Below are 20,551 nucleotides of genomic sequence, written 5' to 3'. Positions count from 1 at the left end.
AATGCGAATATTTGTTTACGGCAGTTTACGACGCAAACAAGGCAACAGCCACTGGATGACCAACGCCCAGTGGCTGGGCGACCACACGCAGGAAAACTACGTGTTGTATAGCCTTGGGCATTATCCAGGCGCCGTGCCGGGTGATGGCGTGGTTTCCGGTGAAGTTTACCGGATAGACGCCTCTACGCTTTCTGAGCTGGACGCGCTTCGCACCAAAGGGGGAGAGTACAGCCGTCAGCTGATTCAGACCCCTTACGGCGGCGCGTGGATGTATGTCTATCAGCGTCCTGTCGAGGGGTTAACCCGTATCGACAGCGGGAACTGGCTGGATCGAGAAAAGTATTAATCACACCTAAGCGGCCTCGCCAACACGTGGCCGTTTTTTTGCCTGTCTGCCTGATGAGGTGGGCGGCAGAAACAAAAACACCGCCCATGGGCGGTGTTTTTTCTTTCTGGCGGGCTAACTTACTTCTTAGCTGCGCGTTCGAAAGAAGCGATGATTTCAGCTTTAGCTGCTTCGGCGTTATCCCAGCCGTCAACTTTCACCCATTTGCCTTTCTCGAGATCTTTGTAGTGCTCGAAGAAGTGAGTGATCTGCGCTTTCAGCAGTTCTGGCAGGTCGTTCACATCTTTGATGTGATCGTACTCTTTGCTCAGTTTGGTGTGCGGAACCGCAACCAGTTTTGCATCTTCGCCAGACTCGTCGGTCATTTTCAGAACGCCAACTGGACGGCAACGGATTACGCTACCTGGCTCCAGCGGGTATGGGGTTGGGACCAGCACGTCAACCGGGTCACCGTCCAGAGACAAGGTGTGGTTGATGTAACCGTAGTTGCACGGGTAGAACATCGCGGTAGACATGAAACGGTCAACAAACAGCGCGCCGCTCTCTTTGTCTACTTCGTATTTGATTGGATCGGCGTTAGCAGGGATTTCGATAACAACGTAGATGTCTTCCGGCAGATCTTTACCCGCAGGGACGTTGAGTAAGCTCATGTCTGTTTCCTTTAACCTGGTGTATTTCAAGTGCCCGATATTATAGCCAACTGCGGTTAAATGTCTTTTGCTGTTTTTTGACCGCGAACCCCCCGTTGGGGTAAATGCCCCGCTTCAGGCTACTCAAATCTTGAGTCATTTCATTGTCATAATTGAGTTAAACATCATAGCAACAAGCACTTAACGAACGTAAATAACGCAAATTGATTAAACATTTTCCGAAAATTGCCGATAACACGCTCACTACTTTATTCATGAGCCATCGTTAAACCGGGAATTAAGCATGTTGAGAAATTTGTCGATTCGCACGGGGCTGCTGACGCTGTTAGCGGTTATGACGTTCTTGCTGTTGGTTGTAAGCGGCATCGGCATTTATGCCCTGCAGCAAAGTTCCACTTCTCTTGAGCGCATCAACCGCCTGCAGGGTGAGCAAATGGTGCGCATTAGCGATGGCTATATTCTGCTGCTTCGCGCCAGAAACGAGGCAAGCCAGGCGGTACGCCAGATGGAAATTGGCATGCTGGACGACGCGACAAAAGCCACGCAGAAGATCGTGGGTGAAGTTGGGCTGGCGCAGAAAAACCTGAAGTCCGTCATCGACAGCGGCGTGAATGACGATCAGGGCAACGCTCTGCTTACAGGTCTGGCGCAAAGCTTTGGCACCTATCAGACGCAGGGCATAGCGCCGATGTTAGCTGCGCTGCAAAAGCAAAGCCCGGACGACTATTACGACCTGCTGGAAAAAAGTCTGATCCCGCTGGGGCTGAAGTTTGATACTGACGTGCAGGCTTTCCAGCGCTGGGGGGAAACGCGCGGAAACAGTGAAGTGGCTGCCGTTCAGCTGCACAAGACAATCGTTCTGGGCTTTATTATTCTTGCCGCACTGCTGACCGCTGCGATCATTGTGCTGGTCTGGCTGGCGCTGCGTCACCTGCTGCTGAAGCCGTTGGATGAAGCCATTCATCAGCTGGAGTTTGTGGCGGATGGCGACCTGACTCAGCCGCTCCCGCAAACGGGCAGCAATGAATTTGGCCGTCTTGCCAGCGCGATTGTGGCGATGAGAACCTCGCTGGTGGAGTCGGTCAGCCGCGTGCGGGATGCCTCTTCCCAGATTGATACCGGCAGCCGTGAACTGGCGGCCGGCAACCTCAATCTTTCCCAGCGCACGGAGTCCACGGCGACCTCGTTGGAAGAAACGGCGGCCAGCATGGAGCAAATTACCGCGACGGTGAAGCAAAACGCCGATAACGCCGAGCAGGCGCACAAGCTGGCGAAAGTCGTCTCCGATACCGCCGACCGCGGCAGCGAAATGGTGTGCTACGTCATTGAGAAAATGCGCGATATTTCCGGTAGCGCGGGGCGTATCGCCGACATCCTGAGCGTTATCGACGGCATCGCTTTCCAGACCAATATTCTGGCCCTTAACGCTTCGGTGGAAGCCGCCCGCGCGGGTGAGCAAGGCCGTGGTTTTGCCGTGGTCGCCGGTGAAGTTCGTACCCTGGCAAGCCGCAGCGCCGAGGCAGCAAAAGAGATCCGCACCTTGATTTCCGATTCGCAAACGCACGTGGGTGAGGGTAGCGAGCTGGCGCAGCAGGCCGGGGAAACCATGGACGAAATCGCCGAAGAAATTATGCGTATGACTAAACTGGTTCGCGAAATTGCCAACGCGTCTAACGAGCAAAGCCACGGTATTGAGCAGGTGAATATTGCGGTCAGCCAGATGGATGAAGCGGCACAGCAAAATGCGGCTTTAGTTGAGCAGTCCACTGCGGCAACGCATTCGCTTGAAGAGCAATCGCAGCACCTGGTCGCCGCGATGGCTTCGTTCCGTTATTGATTGAGTCACGCCTCTCCCTGGAAGGAGAGGCGCATTGTGCAGGGGAAATCAGGCGTCCGGGTATTCGCGAATAAAACGCTCTACGTCATCGACCATGTGTTTTGTGCCGACGAAGAACGGGCGGCGCTGGTGCAGCGTGGTTGGGATGATATCCAGAATTCTCTCTTTCCCGTCGCTGGCTTTCCCGCCGGCCTGTTCCGCGAGGAACGCCATTGGGTTGCCTTCATACAGCAAACGCAGCTTGCCTTCCGGGTGGCTGGCGGTGCTTGGGTAAAGATAAATCCCGCCTTTCAGCAGGTTGCGGTGGAAGTCCGCCACCAGTGAACCGATGTAGCGCGAGGTGTACGGGCGCTTGCTGGCGGCATCTTCTTCCTGGCAGAACTTGATGTACTTCTTCACGCCGGTCGGGAATTTAATGTAGTTGCCTTCGTTGATGGAGTAAGTGTTGCCTCTCTCCGGGAAGCGCATACGTTCCTGGCTCAGGCAGAACACGCCGAGAGAAGGATCGTAGGTGAAGGCGTGTACGCCGCAGCCGGTGGTGTAAACCAGCATCGTTGATGAGCCATAAACCACGTAACCGGCGGCAACCTGCTGATTACCCGGCTGGAGAAAGTCCTCCTCGGTGACCGGCGTGCCGACTGGCGTAATGCGGCGGTAAATAGAGAAAATAGTGCCAACGGACACGTTGACATCGATGTTAGAAGATCCGTCAAGCGGGTCCATCAGCACGACATATTTTGCCTGCTCGGCGCCTTCAAAGACCACGATCTCGTCTTCTTCTTCGGAGGCGATACCGGCCACAATACCGCGCGCTTTTAACGCTGCCTTCAGTTTTTCATTCGCGAACAGGTCGAGTTTTTGCTGCTCTTCGCCCTGCACGTTTTCGGCACCGCTCGCCCCCAGGATATCGACCAGACCGGCCTTATTGATATCGCGGTGGATGATTTTAGCGCCCAGCTTTATTGCCGACAGTAAAGCCGTGAGCTCACCGGTAGCATGGGAAAACTCATGCTGCTTTTCGACAATAAATTCACCTAACGTTTTCATAACACTTTCCCTGCATCATTATGTTGGATAAAGCGATCGCAACAATCTTAACAAATTTTCAAATTGTCGCGCACAGGTGAATCGCGCCAGCAAGATAAGGAATATCCTGAAATGCGTTTCGCCTCCGCAGCCATGCGGTTAGAATGTGCGCCAAACAAAGAAAGGATAGTTTCGTATGCGCATTCATATTCTAGGGATCTGTGGCACCTTTATGGGCGGCCTGGCGATGCTGGCACGCTCTTTAGGGCATGAAGTGACGGGCTCGGACGCCAATGTTTACCCACCGATGAGTACGCTGCTCGAAGAGCAGGGGATCTCGTTAATCGAAGGTTATGACGCAAGCCAGCTCGATCCGCACCCGGACCTGGTGATCATCGGCAACGCGATGACGCGCGGTAATCCGTGCGTGGAAGCCGTTCTTGAGCAGGGCATTCCGTATATGTCCGGCCCGCAGTGGCTGCATGGTTTTGTGCTGCGTGACCGCTGGGTGATTGCGGTGGCGGGGACGCACGGGAAAACCACCACCGCCGGCATGGCGACCTGGATCCTTGAAGCCTGCGGCTACAAGCCTGGCTTTGTTATCGGCGGCGTACCGGGTAACTTTGACGTCTCTGCGCGTCTGGGCGATAGCCCCTTCTTCGTTATTGAAGCCGATGAATATGACTGCGCGTTTTTCGACAAACGCTCCAAATTTGTCCATTACTGCCCGCGGACGCTGATCCTCAATAACCTTGAGTTCGATCACGCGGATATCTTTGACGATCTGAAAGCGATCCAGAAGCAGTTCCATCACCTGGTACGCATCGTCCCGGGGCAGGGTAAAATTATCTGGCCGGAAAACGACGCCAATCTGAAGCAAACCCTGGCGATGGGCTGCTGGAGTGAGCAGGAGCTGGTGGGCGATCAGGGCCACTGGCAGGCGAAGAAGCTGACGACCGATGCTTCTCAGTGGGAAGTTTACCTGGATGGCGAATGCGTTGGCACCGTGAACTGGCAGCTGGTCGGCGAACACAATATGCATAACGGCCTGATGGCCATTGCCGCTGCCCGTCATGTTGGCGTTACCCCAGCTGACGCAGCCCAGGCGCTGGGTAGTTTTGTGAACGCTCGTCGCCGCCTTGAACTGCGCGGTGAAGCGCATGGCGTCACCGTTTATGACGATTTTGCACATCACCCGACGGCGATTCTGGCTACGCTTGCTGCCCTGCGCGGGAAAGTGGGCGGCACCGCTCGCATTCTGGCCGTGCTGGAACCTCGTTCTAACACCATGAAAATGGGCGTCTGCAAAGACGATCTGGCTCCTTCGCTGGGGCGCGCGGACGAAGTGTTCCTGCTTCAGCCGCAGCACATTCCGTGGCAGGTTGCTGAAGTGGCGGAAGCGTGCGTGCAGCCAGCGCACTGGAGCGCAGACGTGGACACGCTCGCGGAGATGGTAGTGAAAACGGCCCAGCCTGGCGACCATATTCTGGTCATGAGCAACGGCGGCTTCGGCGGTATTCATCAGAAACTGCTGGATGGTCTGGCGAAGAAAGCTGAACAGCAGAGTGAGCAGGCGTTTTAAGCGCAGAGCATGATGAGAAAAGGGCGTGCCTTACGGGACGCCCTTTTTGTTTAGTAGAGTTCAGGGGCCTTAGAATCTGGCCCAAAGCGGTTAGTTCCCGGCGTGCCATCCTGGCAGTTGAATGCCAGAATTATCAGCCAGCCGACAATCGGGATTAACAGCAGCAACAGCCACCAGGCTGAGCGGTCGGTGTCGTGCAGGCGGCGAAACTGGACTGCCCAAAGCGGCAGTAAAACCAGAACGGTATAAATCGTGGTGAGTGCCCCTTCATCCTTGGCGATGTGCAGCCCAAGCATTTTATCCAGCACGCTCAGCACGCCCGCCAGGATGAAGTTCACCAGATGAAACATCCAGTACTCTTTGCGGCGAGCCCGCCCGCCAAACCCAATGTAATTTCTTAATGCTTTGAAATACCAATCCATCTAAGGCCTGCCTTGATTATCCGACAATCACCTGAACGGGAAGCGATCGATTCAAGAATAGTCGTGAATGCATAGGCCGTAAATCGTTGTTGTGCTGAATATTCTTAACTCTTCCTAAACCGCTCATCTCGCCCGTGCGGCTCGTCTAAATCTTGTGCAGGGCCGAGGGAAATGATGCCGGTTGGGTTGATAGTTTTATGGCTGCAATAATAGTGGGTACGGATATGCGGGAAACTTACCGTTTCACGGACGCCGGGTAACTGATAGATATCGCGCAGGAAGCCGTAAAGATTTGGGTAGTCGCTGATGCGGTATTTATCGCACTTGAAGTGGGTGACATACACCGGGTCAAAACGGACAAGGGTCGTCCACAGGCGAAGGTCTGCCTCGGTTAGCTGCGGGCCGGTTAAGTAGCGATGCTGACCAAGAATTTGCTCCAGACGCGCCAGGGAGATAAAAACTTTTTCAACGGCTTCATCGTAGGCTTCCTGAGAAGTGGCAAAGCCGGCTTTGTATACGCCGTTATTCACCGTGTCATAAATCCAGCCGTTCAGCTCATCAATCTCGCCTTTTAGCTCGTCGGGGTAATAGTTGCCGGGACGCGCACCCAGGGCATCAAAGGCCGTATTAAACATCCGAATGATTTCTGCGGACTCGTTGCTGACGATCGTCTGGTTTTTCTTATCCCAAAGTACGGGCACCGTCACGCGGCCCGTGTAATGAGGATCGGCCTGCAGATAAAGCTGGTAGAGGAACTCATGGTGGTAAAGCGTGTCGCCGGTTGCCTCCGGGAAATTTTCCGCGAACGTCCAGCCATTTTGCAGCATCAGCGGGTTAACGACGGAAACGGAAATAAAGGGCTCGAGGCCTTTTAACTTACGCACGATAAGCGTCCGGTGCGCCCAGGGGCAGGCGAGAGACACATAGAGATGATAGCGATCTTTCTCTGCGGCGAATCCTGCTTTGCCGGAGGGGCCCGCTGCGCCGTCGGCAGTCAGCCAGTTGCGGAAGACGGATTCAGAGCGTTTAAAGCGGCCGCCGGTCGATTTGGTGTCGTACCAGACGTCATGCCAGACGCCGTCGATGAGTTGTCCCATTTTTTCTCCTCCTCAATAGCAAAAAAGCGAAGACGGTGTCTTCGCTTTCTCGGTGTTCATCAGTATAGAACGCTTACCATTTTTTATTCAGGACGCGGTCAAGGCTGATTGCGCCTGGGCCGAAGACCGCCAGCAACAGGTAGCCACCTGCGATGGTGAGGTTTTTCATGAACATAATGGAGTTCACGCCTTCAGCAAAGTTGCTGTGGAACAGGAGCGCAGTCAGCACGGTAAACAGCGCGGTAATCAGCGCGGTTGTGCGGGTCAGGAAGCCGAACAGAATGGCCAGACCGCCGCCGAACTCAAGCAGGATGGTCAGCGGGAGCAGTGCACCCGGCACGCCCATGGCTTCCATGTACTGCTGTGTGCCTGCATAACCGGTGATTTTGCCCCAGCCAGCGGTAATAAACAGGATTGGCATCAGAATACGAGCAACCAGTACGCCAACATCTTCTAATTTTTTCATTTTTCTCTCCAGCGGTTCTTTTTTTCCGGCGTTTTCGGCCAGGGCTTAAAAGGTGCGCAAACTCCAGTGGTTACCGATGTTTGCTGTCGATGGGGAGGATAATAGACGGGGTGAAAAAAGATTGTTAGCAAGGAAAACTGTCTAAGTTCTTCAAATATCCTGAGGAAACTAAGTCAGGAAAGTAAAAATACGAGGTATGGAAGAGAAGGGGCAGAAATAAAAACACCGCCAGAGGCGGTGTTTAAGTTTAGCGCGAGGGCGTGTTAAGCGTGTTACGAATCAGCCGCCAGGTGCTCCAGGCGCCAAATCCTCGTTTGGCCCAGCGCATGAACTTACCTGGGTGCTTCACCGTCCAGATTGCCAACACGCTGCTGGCGATCATCGCGTAGCTCCGCAGGCTGACTAAGGTGTTCCAGCCGCGATCGTAGGGGCTGGTGACCTGCAGCCAGTCGCGTTTTGCGGCGCTGAGATCGAGCCGCTGTTGCTGAACCTGGCTGAGCAGATAGGCTTTACGTTTATCACGTTCTGCATCGCTCATCGCTTATCCTCTTCCAGCAGGGCCCTGTCGTTTTCCAGCTCGCGCCGGGTGTGGCGCAGCAGGGTTGATTGACGGGACTTCCGCAGCGTCCAGATACCGCCGATCAATGCCAGCGACAGCAGGACGACGGTGGTAGCAATCATGGCGTTAAGACGATACTGCGGATCAACGGCCCAGATAATCAGCACCATCAGGCTCATTAAGCCAAAGGCAGCGAACAGCATGGTCAGACCCAGCATCAGCAGCAGCTGAACGATGTGCGCTTTTTCCTCTTCCAGTTCGACGACGGCAAGACGCACGCGCGTTTCGACCATGCCGACCAGAATCGTCACCAGCCGCTGTCCAACGCCGAGTACGCTTTTGCCCGGCCCCTGGCTTTGGTGAGAATCCGCCATCTTAGCGACGTGCCAGCAGCACACCCAGCACGACGCCTACCGCCGCACCAATGCCTACGCCGGTCCACGGGTTCTCGCGAACATAATCATCCGCTTTGGCGGCCGCTTCACGGGTTTGTTTGGCGATGGCTTCGCTGGTTTCACCCAGGCGATCCCGGCTCTCTTTTAGCGTTTTTTCCGCTTTGGCACGCAGTTTGTCCAGTTCAGTTTTTGACTTGTCCGTGGACGCACTCAGGACTTCTTCAAGCGTATCTGCCAGGGATTTCAACTCAGCGCGTAAATGTTCTGACGTAGTATCTTTTGACATAGTTCTCTCCGAGTGTTTGAGATGGATCCTTAAAGTCTGCGACTACACAATCAGTAATCACGCTTCTCTAAAGCTTTGAGGCTATCTTCTGCTTCCGCAAGTTTCTTCTCGCGTTTGCTGATTTTGTCCGGGTCACCCTTCTGACGGGCTTCGATGAGATCGGCTTTACGCTCTTCGACTTCCGCTTTTTGTTTGGCTATCTTCTTTTGGTGCTCCGCACGCAGGCTAGTGTCGCTGCAGTTGGCGCGCACTTCACTCAGGGCCTTTTTCAGGCCATCAATACGGTGCTGATTATTATGTTTTTCCGCATAGCCAATCTCGCGTTGAATATCCTGCTCTTTCTCGTTGCACAAGGTATTTGCCTGTGCGGCAGAGGTTAGCGTGAGTAAAGCAAGAGCCAGTACGGTGCGGTAATTCATGGTTAAACCTTCCATTGTAAGACGAATCATAAAAGTATCAGACGATCATACTCCATGCGTCGTTCCAGAGTGTCGAAAAAGCGCAGATAAAGGGTGTTAAAAACAGCTAAAGCATAGTCATGAATCTGCTAAAAACCCAGAAGATGATAGCAAATTCAGACTGAGAGAAGGGGATCAGCCGAGGTGGTTGTGGTCAGGACGCAGAATAGAGAGCCAGGCAAGCGCGTCTTTATCACCGTCCTGCTGGGCAATGACATATCCCTGGGGCAGCGTGCGGTTGAGCACTTCTTTTGCCGCCTCACTCTGCGCGCTGGAATCAAACGTGACCAATAGCGTGTTATTGAGCGGCGTAATGCTTTTAAAGCGGATACCGTTGGCATCCAGGTGATGCCAGACATAAAAGCCGTCGGGAATACTCCCGCCCTGCCGCGAGGCACGAATTTCGAGGGTGGAATCCTTATTCTGCATGCCGGACCACACCATCAGCGATGCAATCGCCAGGGCCCCAACAAGCAGCGCCGCCTTCAGGCGGCGTGTGAATGCTAATTTCATCGAATCCCTCTAACTGCTCTGGCCGCGTTTTTTACGCCAAAGCACGATTAACGAACCGACCAGACCGATGACCAGAAGCACCACCGGGATCAGCATCAGGCATGACATCAGGGCGTCTTCGTACTTCAGGAAGACAGGCGTTTTGCCCAGCAGATAACCCAGGGTGGTCAGAATCAATATCCACAGCAGGCCGCTCATCCAGTTGAAGAACTGAAAACGTGCGCTACTAAGACCTGATAATCCGGCAATAGTTGGCAGCAGGGTACGAACAAAAGCAATAAAGCGGCCAATGAGCAGCGCAGACAGCCCGTGCTTATGGAAAAGCTGATGTGAGCGCTGGTGATAATGGGCCGGCAGGTGCGACAGCCAGTTTTGTACAATACGGGTATTTCCCAACCAGCGCCCCTGGATATAGCCCAGCCAGCTGCCGAGGCTTGCGGCAATGGTCAGCAATGCGATGGTTTCTGGAAAACCCATCGCCCCTTTGGCGATAAGAACGCCAACCAGCACGAGCAAACTGTCGCCGGGTAAGAACGCAGCCGGAAGTATGCCGTTCTCAAGAAATATAATCATGAACAGCACAAAATAGAGCATGCCAATCATCGATGGATTGGCAAGCGTTTCAAAATCCTGGCTCCAGAGAGCGGAAAGCAGTTGAGTCAGTAGTTCCATTCAGGGTTCCTGGCACTTCGTTTAGGCCGCCGGTGAAACGGATGAGCAGAATGCAGCATGGTTTTTATTCTTATTTGCTGACAACAACCCACTGCCTGTGCTGCGGTGTCGGACTAATATCACGTGAAACGACAGCGGGATGGCGCTGAGCCCACACAGGCGGTGAAATTGCATCTAATTGTAACAAAACTACGCGTTATACGTCACAGTATTTGCAGTTTGTTGAGGAATGATTTTGCTTACTGGGGGAGAGGCTGGCGAGGGTATTTACAAACGCTGACACTATTTATGGTTTGCTTACCCTCGACCGGAAAAATGACTATTTTTGACCGTTTGTGGCTGTATCAAGGTGAATGACCGGGTTTTCTGCAAAGAAATAGCGGTCGGCATTGAATTCAAAATCATCGCTGGTGGCGTTAAACAGCATTTGACGGGTGTTTTCCAGATGCTGCCACATCGCCAGTTTTGCAGCATGTGGATCTTTACGAATCAGGGCCTTAAGAATTTGATCGTGATCATCACACCAGTTGTCTACCGGGCGCATATCGATGTGTTCGTGCAGTTTCTTCCAGTACGGGTTGTGGATGCGGTGACTCCACATTTTTTCGACGATGGTCGCCAGCGCGCCGTTTTGCGTAGCCAGTGCAACCTGGACGTGAAACTGCAGATCCCACTCAGAATCACGATAAGTTTGCTCTTTTCGCGCTTTTTCCTGGATCTCCATCAATTTCACAATATCTTGCTTGGTGACCTGGGTGGCGGCGAACTCCGCGATATTACTTTCAATAAGCTGCCTCGCCTGCAGCAGCTCGAAAGGGCCATAATTGGCAAACTCAAAACGCTCATCCGGCACGGTCATGTATTTTGCCTGGTTAGACATGACGTGAATGCCCGAGCCCTTGCGAACCTCAACGTAGCCTTCCACTTCCAGCATGATGATTGCTTCGCGGACGACGGTGCGGCTGACGTTTTTCTCTTCGGCGATAAACCGCTCCGCAGGCAGTTTTTCCCCGACCTGATAAACACCGGTTTCAATGCGTTGTTTTAATTCGGCGGCAAGCTGCTGATAAAGGCGGCGGGGTTCTACGGCATCCATAAGTTGCTCCGGGAGAAGGCGGTATGTGAATAAATTTGTTATACCACTTTTCCCGGTGACGCTCTAGCAACCAACGTGAGAATTGCCGCCCGAAGGCGGCGGTTTTTACATCAAGACTGTGTCACGGCCTCCGGGGCGGGAGCAGTGGCTGCGAGTTCACTGGCAGACTGGTTTTTCAGCACCGTCCAGATAACAATCGCGCCGAGAAGATCGAACACGGCAAGCGCTGCGAAAAGCGGACTGAATCCCATTGTGTCGGCCAGCGCGCCGACGACCAGAGCAAACAAGGTGCTGGCGGTCCAGGCTGCCATGCCCGTCAGGCCGTTCGCCGTGGCGACTTCGTTCCGGCCAAAAACGTCGGACGACAGGGTGATTAACGCTCCGGACAGCGCCTGATGAGCAAATCCACCCACGCAGAGCAAGGCAATCGCCACGTAAGGGCTGGTAAACAGGCCTATCGTGCCAGGCCCAATCATCAGGATGGCCCCCATAGTGACCACCAGCTTGCGCGAAACAATCAGGTTAACGCCAAACCAGCGCTGGAACAGCGGCGGTAAATAGCCCCCAAGAATGCAGCCAAAATCGGCGAACAGCATGGGCATCCACGCGAACATCGCGATCTCTTTCAGGTTGAAGCCATAGGCTTTAAACATGAACAGCGGTATCCAGGCATTGAACGTGCCCCACGCGGGCTCAGCGAGGAAGCGCGGTAAGGCGATACCCCAGAACTGGCGGTTACGCAGGATTTTCCACGCCGACATCTTTTTCGTGTTATCGGTCTGGTGCTGGGCTTCCTGGCCGCTAATGATGTACTCGCGTTCTTCGCTGGTGAGTTTTTTCTGGTCGCGGGGGTTTTTGTAGAACCACAGCCAGATCATGGCCCAGATAAAGCTCAGTGCGCCGGTTATCATGAACGCCATCTGCCAGCTGTGCATCACAATGGCCCAGACTACCAGCGGCGGGGCAATCATTGCCCCAATGGAAGAGCCGACGTTGAAATACCCCACCGCAATAGAGCGCTCTTTGGCGGGGAACCACTCGCTGCTGGCCTTTAGCCCTGCGGGGATCATCGCCGCTTCGGCGGCACCGACTGCGCCACGGGCAAGAGCGAGACCTCCCCAGCTGCCCGCCAGTGCGGTTGCGCCACAGAAAATAGCCCAGGCGACGGCGAACACCGCGTAGCCTACTTTGGTGCCCAGCACGTCAAGCAGGTAGCCCGCGACAGGCTGCATAACGGTATAACAAGCTGAATAGGCGGCGATGATCCACGAGTATTGCTGCGTGGTGATATTCAGTTCGCTCATCAGCGTGGGAGCCGCGACGGCCACCGTGTTGCGGGTCAGATAGCCCAGCACGGTGCCCAGCGTCACCAGCGCTATCATGTACCAGCGTAAACCTTTTATTTTTCGCATTTCTAACCCCATCCCGTCTTTATTGTGAACGTTGTTCCCGATAAATCGGCTTCCGTTCCTGCTCTTGTCACCCATGGGCCGCGGCAAGCGTTGCCCGGCAAGAGGTACTGCGACGGTTTGAACGATAACTTGTCATACACCTTTATAAGTTGAGTGATATCACAAAAGCATTTTCGCGTAATGTTGGGCTATACCTTGCTCTCAGGTCAGTATCGGCGCGGGGTTTAGTCGGTTTTATGCACATAAAGACGGAAATTATGTGTTTGTTTTGTGACTATTGACGCAAATTTGAGGTCGTTGCATAAAAATTGGTGTGATAACTTTGTGCCATCATGATGCGAATACATAGCACCGTTATCTGCAGAGGAAATCTCCTATGACCCCTTTTATGACTGATGACTTTCTCCTTGATACTGAAGTTTCCCGCCGTCTGTACCATGACTACGCGAGATCGCAGCCCATTTTTGACTACCACTGTCATCTGCCGCCGCAGCAAATTGCTGACAACTATCGCTTTAAAAACCTGTATGACATCTGGCTGAAAGGGGATCACTACAAGTGGCGTGCGATGCGGACTAACGGCGTGGCTGAGCGGCTTTGCACCGGTGATGCCAGCGACCGTGAAAAGTTTGACGCCTGGGCTGCCACCGTGCCGCACACCCTCGGCAACCCTCTTTATCACTGGACGCACCTGGAGCTGCGACGCCCGTTTGGCATTACCGGCAAGTTACTCTCGCCGGCAACGGGCGAGGAAATCTGGCAGCAATGCAACGCTTTGCTGGAGCAAGATACGTTTACCGCCCGCGGCATCATGCAGCAGATGAACGTGAAAATGGTCGGCACCACTGACGATCCGGTGGACTCTCTGGAACACCACGCCGCCGTGGCCAAGGACGGCAGCTTCGACATCAAAGTGCTGCCGAGCTGGCGGCCGGACAAAGCCTTTAATATCGAACAGGCGACGTTTACCGACTACATCTCGACGCTGGCCGCCGTGTCCGACACCGATATTCGTCGCTTTAGCGACCTCCAGGCGGCTCTGAGCAAAAGGCTCGATCATTTTGCTGCCCACGGTTGTAAGGTAGCCGATCACGCTCTGGACGTGGTGGTCTTTGCCGAAGCGGATGAAGCTACGCTGGATGCTATTCTTGCCCGTCGTCTGGCTGGTGGCGCGGTTAACGACACCGAAGTCGCGCAATTTAAAACGGCGGTGCTGGCCTGGCTTGGCACCGAATACGCCCGTCGCGGCTGGGTGCAGCAGTACCATATCGGCGCGCTGCGCAACAATAACCAGCGGCAGTTCCGCCTGCTGGGGCCGGATGTAGGCTTTGATTCGATAAACGATCGCCCGCTGGCCGAGCCGCTGTCGAAACTGTTAAGCAAGCAAAATGAAGAAAACCTGCTGCCGAAAACTATTCTCTACTGCCTCAATCCTCGGGATAACGAGGTGATTGGCACGATGGTCGGTAACTTCCAGGGGGAAGGGATGCCAGGCAAAATGCAGTTCGGCTCCGGCTGGTGGTTTAACGATCAGAAAGACGGCATGGAGCGGCAGATGACCCAGCTTGCCCAGCTTGGGCTGCTGAGCCGCTTCGTTGGTATGCTAACCGACAGCCGCAGTTTCCTCTCCTACACGCGCCACGAATACTTCCGCCGTATTCTGTGCCGCATGCTTGGCCACTGGGTCCAGGCGGGGGAAGTGCCTGAAGATATGCCGCTGCTGGGGGAGATGGTGAAAAACATCTGTTTCAACAACGCCCGCGACTACTTTGCCATTGAGCTGAACTGAGGCCGCGATGCGATATATCAGGATCCATGCGCTGGATAACGTTGCTGTCGCGTTGGTGGACCTGCCGGAAGGCGAAGAGATAGGTACTCCGCCGGAAGCTTTCAGGCTGCGCCAGCCGATCGCGCGCGGCCATAAGTTTGCGCTCCAGCCAATTGCCGAAGGGGCAAACGTCGTGAAGTACGGTTTGCCTATTGGCCACGCACTTTGCCATGTCGCCGCAGGTGAGCATCTGCATTCCCATAACCTGCGCACCAACCTTAATGACGTCGATGAATACCGCTATCAGCCGGAAGTCGTGCCAGCGGCGGAGCCTTTTGGCGACCGGAACGTCAACATCTATCGCCGCAGCAACGGCGCGGTCGGCGTTCGTAACGAGCTATGGATCCTGCCGACCGTTGGCTGCGTGAACGGCATGGCTCGCCAGATGCTGAGCCGTTTCCTGCAGGAAACCAATAACGCCCCGGATATCGACGGTGCCTGGCTGTTCAGCCATCAGTTTGGCTGCTCCCAACTGGGGGACGACCATCTCAACACCCGCACCATGCTGCAAAACATGGTGCATCACCCAAACGCGGGCGCGGTGCTGGTGGTGGGGCTGGGCTGCGAGAACAATCAGATCGCTGCTTTCCGCGAAACCTTAGGTGAATACGACCCAGAACGCGTTCATTTCATGGCGCTTCAGCAGCAGGACGATGAGGTTGAGGCGGGGCTGGAGCATCTCCACGCTTTGTATGAGGTCATGCGCCACGACAGGCGCGAACCAGGTAAACTGAGCGAGCTGAAATTCGGGCTGGAATGCGGCGGTTCGGACGGCCTCTCCGGTATTACCGCCAACCCGATGCTGGGCCGGTTCTCGGACTATATGGTGGCGAACGGCGGCACCACGGTACTGACGGAAGTGCCGGAAATGTTCGGCGCGGAGCGGCTGCTGATGAGCCATTGCCGTGACGAAGCCACGTTTGAGAAAACCGTGGCGATGGTCAACGACTTCAAGCGCTACTTCATTGCACACCAGCAGCCCATCTACGAGAATCCGTCGCCGGGGAATAAAGCGGGCGGGATCACCACGCTTGAGGAGAAATCCCTCGGCTGTACGCAAAAAGCCGGCGAAAGCCAGGTGGTTGATGTTCTTCGCTATGGTGAAAGGCTAAAACAGGCTGGTTTAAATCTGTTGAGTGCACCCGGCAACGACGCGGTCGCCACAAGCGCTTTGGCGGGAGCAGGCTGCCATATGGTGCTGTTCAGTACCGGGCGAGGGACGCCCTACGGCGGCTTTGTGCCGACGCTAAAAATCGCCACTAACAGCGAACTGGCCGCGAAAAAACCGCACTGGATAGACTTTGACGCAGGCAGGCTGCTGCATGGCAGCACGATGCCCGAGCTGCTGGCGCAGTTTATTGAGACGATAGTTGAGAAAGTGAACGGCGCGCCAACCTGCAACGAGAAAAATGATTTTCGCGAGCTGGCGCTGTTTAAAAGCGGCGTCACGCTATGAATTCCCGATCCTCCCCTCACCCCGGCCCTCTCCCCAAAGGGGCGAGGGAGAAAACAAGCTGTGGGAGACAGGTTTTTTTCCCTCTCCCTTTTAGGGAGAGGGTTAGGGTGAGGGTAAAAAGCTGGAAGTGTCGGAATTAGCCGCGTAACAAATCGGCCTTCGCCAGACGAGCATCTTCTGCCTGGCAAACGGCGGCAGTAAAGATAACGTCGGTCGAAGAGTTCAACGCGGTTTCGCAGGAATCCTGCAATACGCCGATGATAAAGCCGACCGCCACCACCTGCATGGCAATCTCGTTCGGTATGCCAAACATGCCGCAGGCCAGTGGGATCAGCAGCAGCGAACCGCCCGCCACGCCTGAAGCCCCGCAGGCGCAAAGTGAAGCCACCACGCTCAGCAGCAGCGCGGTCGGCAGATCCACCGACACGCCCAGCGTATGCACTGCCGCCAGCGTCAGTACCGTAATCGTGATGGCCGCCCCGGCCATATTGATCGTTGCCCCCAGGGGAATCGACACCGAATAAGTATCGCGATCCAGGTTCATCTTCTGGCACATGTTCATGTTAACCGGAATATTCGCCGCCGAGCTGCGGGTAAAGAACGCGGTCACCCCGCTTTCGCGCAGGCAGGCCAGCACCAGCGGATACGGGTTACGGCGAGTGGTCATAAACACCAGCAGCGGATTGATGATCAGCGCCACGCCGAACATACAGCCCAGCAGCACCAGCAGTAGCTGGGCATAGCTCCAGAGCGTGGAGAAACCTGTGGTGGCAAGCGTGGAGGCGACCAGGCCAAAGATCCCGATAGGGGCGAAGCGGATCACCACCTTCACGATAAACGTCACCGCGTCAGACAGGTCGTTCACCAGGTTTTTGGTCGTTTCGTTTCCGTGGCGCAGCGCAAAGCCCAGGCCGACCGCCCACACCAGAATACCGATGTAGTTAGCGTTCAGCAGGGCGTGTATCGGGTTGGCAATCACGCTCATCAGTAAACCGTGAACCACCTCGACGATCCCGGAAGGCGGCGTAATGTCCGTGGCGCTGCTGGTCAGATGGAGCGTGGAAGGGAACATAAAGCTAACGACGACGGCGGTCAGCGCGGCGGAGAAGGTGCCCAGTAAATAGAGCACCAGGATAGGGCGAATATTGGTTTTTTGGCCCTGCTGATGATTCGCGATGGACGCCATTACCAGCGTGAGCACCAGCACCGGCGCCACGGCTTTCAATGCGCCGACGAACAGCGTGCCGAGCAGGCCGGTTGCGATAGCGGCAGGTTTTGAGACCAGTGCGAGCAGAATGCCCAGCACCAGGCCAACAAGAATTTGTTTTACGAGGCTGCCGCGGGCAAAGCGCTGCAGTAGTCCAGAAGCTTGCGAACTCATGAATACCTTCCTGTGTTTCAGTGATGTCGTGCTGTACCGCGTGCGTAGTGCGCTACGTCTGTGCGGTTGTAAGAAAATGTGTTTGCCCGGTGAGTATAAGGAAAAGCGGTGAAGGAAAAAGCATTTCAAGCTGGAATTGCGCTCAGCGTTAGATTTTGCAACTAATTATTAACATGTGCGTCACATATTCAGTAGTTTGATGCGATAGCGGATTGCCAGAATGAAAAAGGGGCATTACGCCCCTTAATTTGTGATGAGAAGCTGGTCTATTTGACCGGCGTCTTTTGGTCGTTACGGTGGTTGACCCACGCATTGATAATCAGCGTTCCCGCCAGAATCCCACCCACCACGCCGAGCGAAACGGCGACAGGAATATGGTAGAAATCGACGATCAGCATCTTAATGCCGATAAATACCAGGATCACCGACAGGCCATATTTCAGCATCGAGAAACGCTCCGCCACGCCAGCCAGCAGGAAGTACATGGCACGCAGGCCGAGAATCGCGAACAGGTTAGAGGTCAGCACGATAAACGGGTCGGTGGTCACTGCGAAGATCGCCGGAATGCTATCTACCGCGAAAATCACGTCGCTCAGCTCGACCAGAATCAGCACCAGCAGCAGTGGGGTGGCGTACAGGAGGCCGTTCTGGCGCACGAAGAAGCGCTCGTTCTCAATTTTGTCCGTCATGCGCAGATGACTGCGCAACCAGCGAACCAGCGGTTTATCGCCGATGCCACTATCGTCCTCTTTTGCCAGCGCCATTTTCACACCGGTGAAGAGCAGGAAAGCGCCGAAGACATACAGCAGCCATTCGAACTGGGTAATCAGCCAGCTGCCGCCGAAGATCATGATGGTCCTGAGGATTATTGCGCCCAGTACGCCGTAGACCAGCACACGCCGCTGCAGCGCAGCAGGCACGGCAAAGTAGCTGAACAGCATCAGCCAGACGAAGACGTTATCGACCGCCAGAGCTTTTTCAATCAGATAACCGGTGAGGAAGGCCAGCGCCTGAGTATCGGCGACTTCACGCCCGGCAGTGCCGCTGAGATACCACCAGAAAGCGAGGTTAAACAGCAGGGAAAGTGAAACCCAGACTAGCGACCAGACGGCCGCCTGTTTCATCGACATGGTTTGCGAGCCACGGCGGCCCTGAACCAGCAGATCGATCGCCAGCATGATGGCAACCACGACGGCGAAGCTGCCCCAGAGCAGCGGAGTACCGACAGTATGCATAATAAGATTCCTTGAAAACAAAAACGGCCAACATCAGAAGACGCCAGCCGCTTTCGCTTGCAACAGGGATCTCGCCTTCCGGCAAGGTCTCACTTACGACGTTTTCACGTCGCCCGGCAACCGGATGCTTGCGCATCGTAATGACGATTAACCGGCAATGAAGTTACTCCCCTTTGCAGGTAACAAAATATGACAAGCCATGGCTTTGGTCAATATTTGATACCCACTTTTATATGAAATACTTTACGCCGTGGCCTGCTGGTCCACATCGTCCGCCGGGAACTTCACCCCGGTCTGGCGGCGGATTTCCGTCGCCAGCGCTGAGGTGATGCGCGATGTTACCAGTCCGGCGTGATTAACCTCGTTCGCTTCCACCAGGCGCGCGAACGTTTCTGCTTCATAAAGCATGGTGTTGATATGCTGCGGCAGGCTCAGATCCTGCGGTTTGCCGCCGCGTGGGATAAACGTCACCCGCTGGCATTCAGAGATTTTTTCGACAACCAGTGCTCCGGCTTCGCCCTGAATTTCGCTTGGGATCGTCGAGTCGCTCACTTTGGAATGCAGCAGGGTCACGTCAAAATCACCGTAGTTCAGCTGCACGGTGCCGTGTGCGTCTACGCCGCTGTCCAGCAGGGAAGCCGTGGCGTGAACGGCTTGCGGCTCGCCCCACAATGCCGCCGCCGAGGCCAGCACGTAGAAACCGATGTCCATGATCGAGCCGTTAGAAAATGCCGGATTAAAGGTGTTCGGATTTTCACCGTCCAGGTAGCGCTGGTAGCGGGAAGAGTACTGGCAGTAGTTGAGCAGCACCTTGCGAATTTTCCCCACCTTCGGCAGCGCCTGCTGCAGGGCAATAAAGTTCGGCAGGCTGGCGGTTTTAAACGCCTCGAACAGCACCACCTGATTTTCGCGGGCGCAGGCGATAGCCGCTTCAACTTCGGCCAGATTAGACGCCAGCGGCTTCTCGCAAATAACGTGTTTTTTGTGGCTAAGGAACAGCAGGCTCTGCGGGCCGTGCAGCGAGTTCGGGCTGGCGATATACACCGCGTCGATAACATCGCTCTTCGCCAGCTCATCCAGCGAAGTAAACAGATGCTCCACCGGGTAATCGTTGGCGAAGCTTTGCGCCTGTTCGAGGCTGCGGGAGTACACCGCAGTCAGCTTATATTTGCCGCTCTCATGGGCGGCATCCACGAACTGGCGGGTGATCCAGTTGGTTCCAATCACAGCGAAACGTATCATAAACGGGTGCGTTCTCCGGAAGTCGATAGTCAATAAATCGGGGCTTTATCAAGCCGCGCCGCTAAGCGCCAGCTGGGTAAGCCAAAGTCGTGTATCGAATTCTAACTGGTGATACTGCGGTTCCATATGACAGCACAAGGAGTAAAACGCTTTGTTGTGATCCTTCTCCTTAAGATGCGCCAGTTCGTGAACCACAATCATGCGTAAAAAAGCTTCAGGGGCGGTGCGAAACACGGTCGCCACGCGAATTTCCGCCTTGGCTTTTAATTTGTTGCCCTGCACGCGGGAAATCGCGGTATGCAGCCCCAGCGCGTTGTTCAGCACGTGGATCTTGTTGTCATAGGCGACTTTATTTATCGGGGGCGCATTGCGCAGAAACTGGTTTTTCAACTCCTGAGTGTAAGCATAAAGCGCTTTATCGGTCGCGATGTTGTGCCCCTGCGGGTAGCGTTTTTCCAGCACCGCGCCGAGGCGCTGCTCGCTAATCAGGGTGCGCACCTGCGAGAGCAAATGCTCCGGATAGCCGCTTAAATAAATCAGTTCGCTCATGCTTGTCTCAGGTTGAAGGAAAAAAAGGTATACTCTCGCCCCC

General features: G+C 54.9%; 22 protein-coding genes. 5 read left to right on the top strand and 17 right to left on the bottom strand.

The window, feature by feature from the left end:
• Window position 1 precedes the first annotated feature (1 nt).
• Window positions 2–346: a gamma-glutamylcyclotransferase family protein gene (locus F3J28_RS14500; RefSeq protein ID WP_008460443.1), complete on the top strand. Its 345-nt coding sequence runs from the start codon at window positions 2–4 to the stop codon at window positions 344–346.
• Between the two features lie 119 nt (window positions 347–465).
• On the opposite strand, the gene ppa is transcribed toward F3J28_RS14500, so the two are convergent.
• A complete protein-coding gene (gene ppa / locus F3J28_RS14495; RefSeq protein WP_008460444.1) occupies window positions 466–996 on the bottom strand; it encodes an inorganic diphosphatase in 531 nt (176 codons plus the stop codon).
• 283 nt (window positions 997–1,279) lie between these two features.
• On the opposite strand from ppa, the gene F3J28_RS14490 reads away from it, so the two are divergent.
• Complete coding sequence (locus F3J28_RS14490) at window positions 1,280–2,833, top strand: methyl-accepting chemotaxis protein (RefSeq protein ID WP_166877193.1); 1,554 nt, start codon at window positions 1,280–1,282, stop codon at window positions 2,831–2,833.
• A gap of 48 nt (window positions 2,834–2,881) precedes the next feature.
• On the opposite strand, the gene fbp is transcribed toward F3J28_RS14490, so the two are convergent.
• Window positions 2,882–3,880, bottom strand: coding sequence for a class 1 fructose-bisphosphatase (fbp, locus tag F3J28_RS14485; protein ID WP_008460446.1), 999 nt, complete (start codon window positions 3,878–3,880; stop codon window positions 2,882–2,884).
• A 175-nt stretch (window positions 3,881–4,055) separates the two neighbouring features.
• Here fbp and mpl point away from each other — a divergent pair, with 175 nt between their 5' ends.
• Window positions 4,056–5,441, top strand: coding sequence for a UDP-N-acetylmuramate:L-alanyl-gamma-D-glutamyl-meso-diaminopimelate ligase (gene mpl, locus F3J28_RS14480; protein WP_166877191.1), 1,386 nt, complete (start codon window positions 4,056–4,058; stop codon window positions 5,439–5,441).
• Between the two features lie 50 nt (window positions 5,442–5,491).
• Here the strand turns inward: mpl and F3J28_RS14475 are convergent, their stop codons facing one another.
• The 11 genes from F3J28_RS14475 to F3J28_RS14425 all read right to left on the bottom strand — a co-directional run bounded on the left by F3J28_RS14475 (window position 5,492) and on the right by F3J28_RS14425 (window position 12,817).
• Window positions 5,492–5,863 carry a DUF805 domain-containing protein gene (locus F3J28_RS14475; protein ID WP_008460449.1) on the bottom strand — a complete coding sequence of 124 codons (372 nt, stop codon included), beginning with the start codon at window positions 5,861–5,863 and terminating at the stop codon, window positions 5,492–5,494.
• Between the two features lie 104 nt (window positions 5,864–5,967).
• The gene (locus F3J28_RS14470) at window positions 5,968–6,960 is read right to left on the bottom strand and encodes a glutathione S-transferase family protein (protein WP_166877189.1); all 993 of its coding nucleotides are present in this window, start codon (window positions 6,958–6,960) and stop codon (window positions 5,968–5,970) included.
• Window positions 6,961–7,033: 73 nt separating this feature from the next.
• Window positions 7,034–7,426: a DoxX family protein gene (locus F3J28_RS14465; protein WP_166877187.1), complete on the bottom strand. Its 393-nt coding sequence runs from the start codon at window positions 7,424–7,426 to the stop codon at window positions 7,034–7,036.
• A 247-nt stretch (window positions 7,427–7,673) separates the two neighbouring features.
• Entirely contained in the window at window positions 7,674–7,964 is a 291-nt protein-coding gene (locus F3J28_RS14460; protein WP_008460455.1) for a YqjK-like family protein, read from the bottom strand.
• Window positions 7,961–8,359 (bottom strand): phage holin family protein, encoded by a 399-nt coding sequence (locus F3J28_RS14455; RefSeq protein WP_008460458.1) that lies wholly within the window; start codon window positions 8,357–8,359, stop codon window positions 7,961–7,963. Before F3J28_RS14455 ends, F3J28_RS14460 begins: the two co-directional genes overlap by 4 nt.
• A 1-nt stretch (window position 8,360) precedes the next feature.
• Window positions 8,361–8,666: an ElaB/YgaM/YqjD family protein gene (locus tag F3J28_RS14450; RefSeq protein ID WP_008460461.1), complete on the bottom strand. Its 306-nt coding sequence runs from the start codon at window positions 8,664–8,666 to the stop codon at window positions 8,361–8,363.
• Between the two features lie 50 nt (window positions 8,667–8,716).
• A complete protein-coding gene (locus F3J28_RS14445) occupies window positions 8,717–9,085 on the bottom strand; it encodes a DUF1090 domain-containing protein (protein ID WP_166877184.1) in 369 nt (122 codons plus the stop codon).
• 174 nt (window positions 9,086–9,259) lie between these two features.
• Window positions 9,260–9,637 (bottom strand): EnvZ/OmpR regulon moderator MzrA, encoded by a 378-nt coding sequence (mzrA, locus tag F3J28_RS14440; protein WP_166867124.1) that lies wholly within the window; start codon window positions 9,635–9,637, stop codon window positions 9,260–9,262.
• A gap of 9 nt (window positions 9,638–9,646) precedes the next feature.
• A complete protein-coding gene (gene yqjA, locus F3J28_RS14435; protein WP_166877181.1) occupies window positions 9,647–10,309 on the bottom strand; it encodes a DedA family general envelope maintenance protein YqjA in 663 nt (220 codons plus the stop codon).
• Between the two features lie 319 nt (window positions 10,310–10,628).
• Window positions 10,629–11,405 (bottom strand): transcriptional regulator ExuR, encoded by a 777-nt coding sequence (gene exuR, locus F3J28_RS14430; protein ID WP_166877178.1) that lies wholly within the window; start codon window positions 11,403–11,405, stop codon window positions 10,629–10,631.
• A 110-nt stretch (window positions 11,406–11,515) separates the two neighbouring features.
• A complete protein-coding gene (locus F3J28_RS14425) occupies window positions 11,516–12,817 on the bottom strand; it encodes an MFS transporter (protein ID WP_166877176.1) in 1,302 nt (433 codons plus the stop codon).
• A gap of 376 nt (window positions 12,818–13,193) precedes the next feature.
• On the opposite strand from F3J28_RS14425, the gene uxaC reads away from it, so the two are divergent.
• On the top strand, window positions 13,194–14,606 hold the full coding sequence (gene uxaC / locus F3J28_RS14420) for a glucuronate isomerase (protein WP_166877173.1): 1,413 nt from the start codon (window positions 13,194–13,196) through the stop codon (window positions 14,604–14,606).
• 7 nt (window positions 14,607–14,613) lie between these two features.
• Complete coding sequence (locus F3J28_RS14415; RefSeq protein ID WP_166877170.1) at window positions 14,614–16,101, top strand: UxaA family hydrolase; 1,488 nt, start codon at window positions 14,614–14,616, stop codon at window positions 16,099–16,101.
• Between the two features lie 136 nt (window positions 16,102–16,237).
• On the opposite strand, the gene sstT is transcribed toward F3J28_RS14415, so the two are convergent.
• The 4 genes from sstT to F3J28_RS14395 form a co-directional block, all read right to left on the bottom strand.
• Window positions 16,238–17,482, bottom strand: a complete 1,245-nt coding sequence (gene sstT, locus F3J28_RS14410; protein ID WP_166877167.1) for a serine/threonine transporter SstT — start codon at window positions 17,480–17,482, stop codon at window positions 16,238–16,240.
• 266 nt (window positions 17,483–17,748) lie between these two features.
• Window positions 17,749–18,717 (bottom strand): TerC family protein, encoded by a 969-nt coding sequence (locus F3J28_RS14405; protein ID WP_166877164.1) that lies wholly within the window; start codon window positions 18,715–18,717, stop codon window positions 17,749–17,751.
• Between the two features lie 243 nt (window positions 18,718–18,960).
• Window positions 18,961–19,959, bottom strand: coding sequence for a Gfo/Idh/MocA family protein (locus F3J28_RS14400; RefSeq protein ID WP_166877161.1), 999 nt, complete (start codon window positions 19,957–19,959; stop codon window positions 18,961–18,963).
• A 48-nt stretch (window positions 19,960–20,007) separates the two neighbouring features.
• Entirely contained in the window at window positions 20,008–20,508 is a 501-nt protein-coding gene (locus tag F3J28_RS14395; protein WP_039289830.1) for a M48 metallopeptidase family protein, read from the bottom strand.
• Between the last annotated feature and the right edge of the window lie 43 nt (window positions 20,509–20,551).

It is taken from the genome of Enterobacter sp. Ap-1006 (assembly GCF_011752835.1).
Lineage (GTDB): Bacteria > Pseudomonadota > Gammaproteobacteria > Enterobacterales > Enterobacteriaceae > Cedecea.
This window is presented reverse-complemented; position numbering and strand designations above follow the sequence as displayed.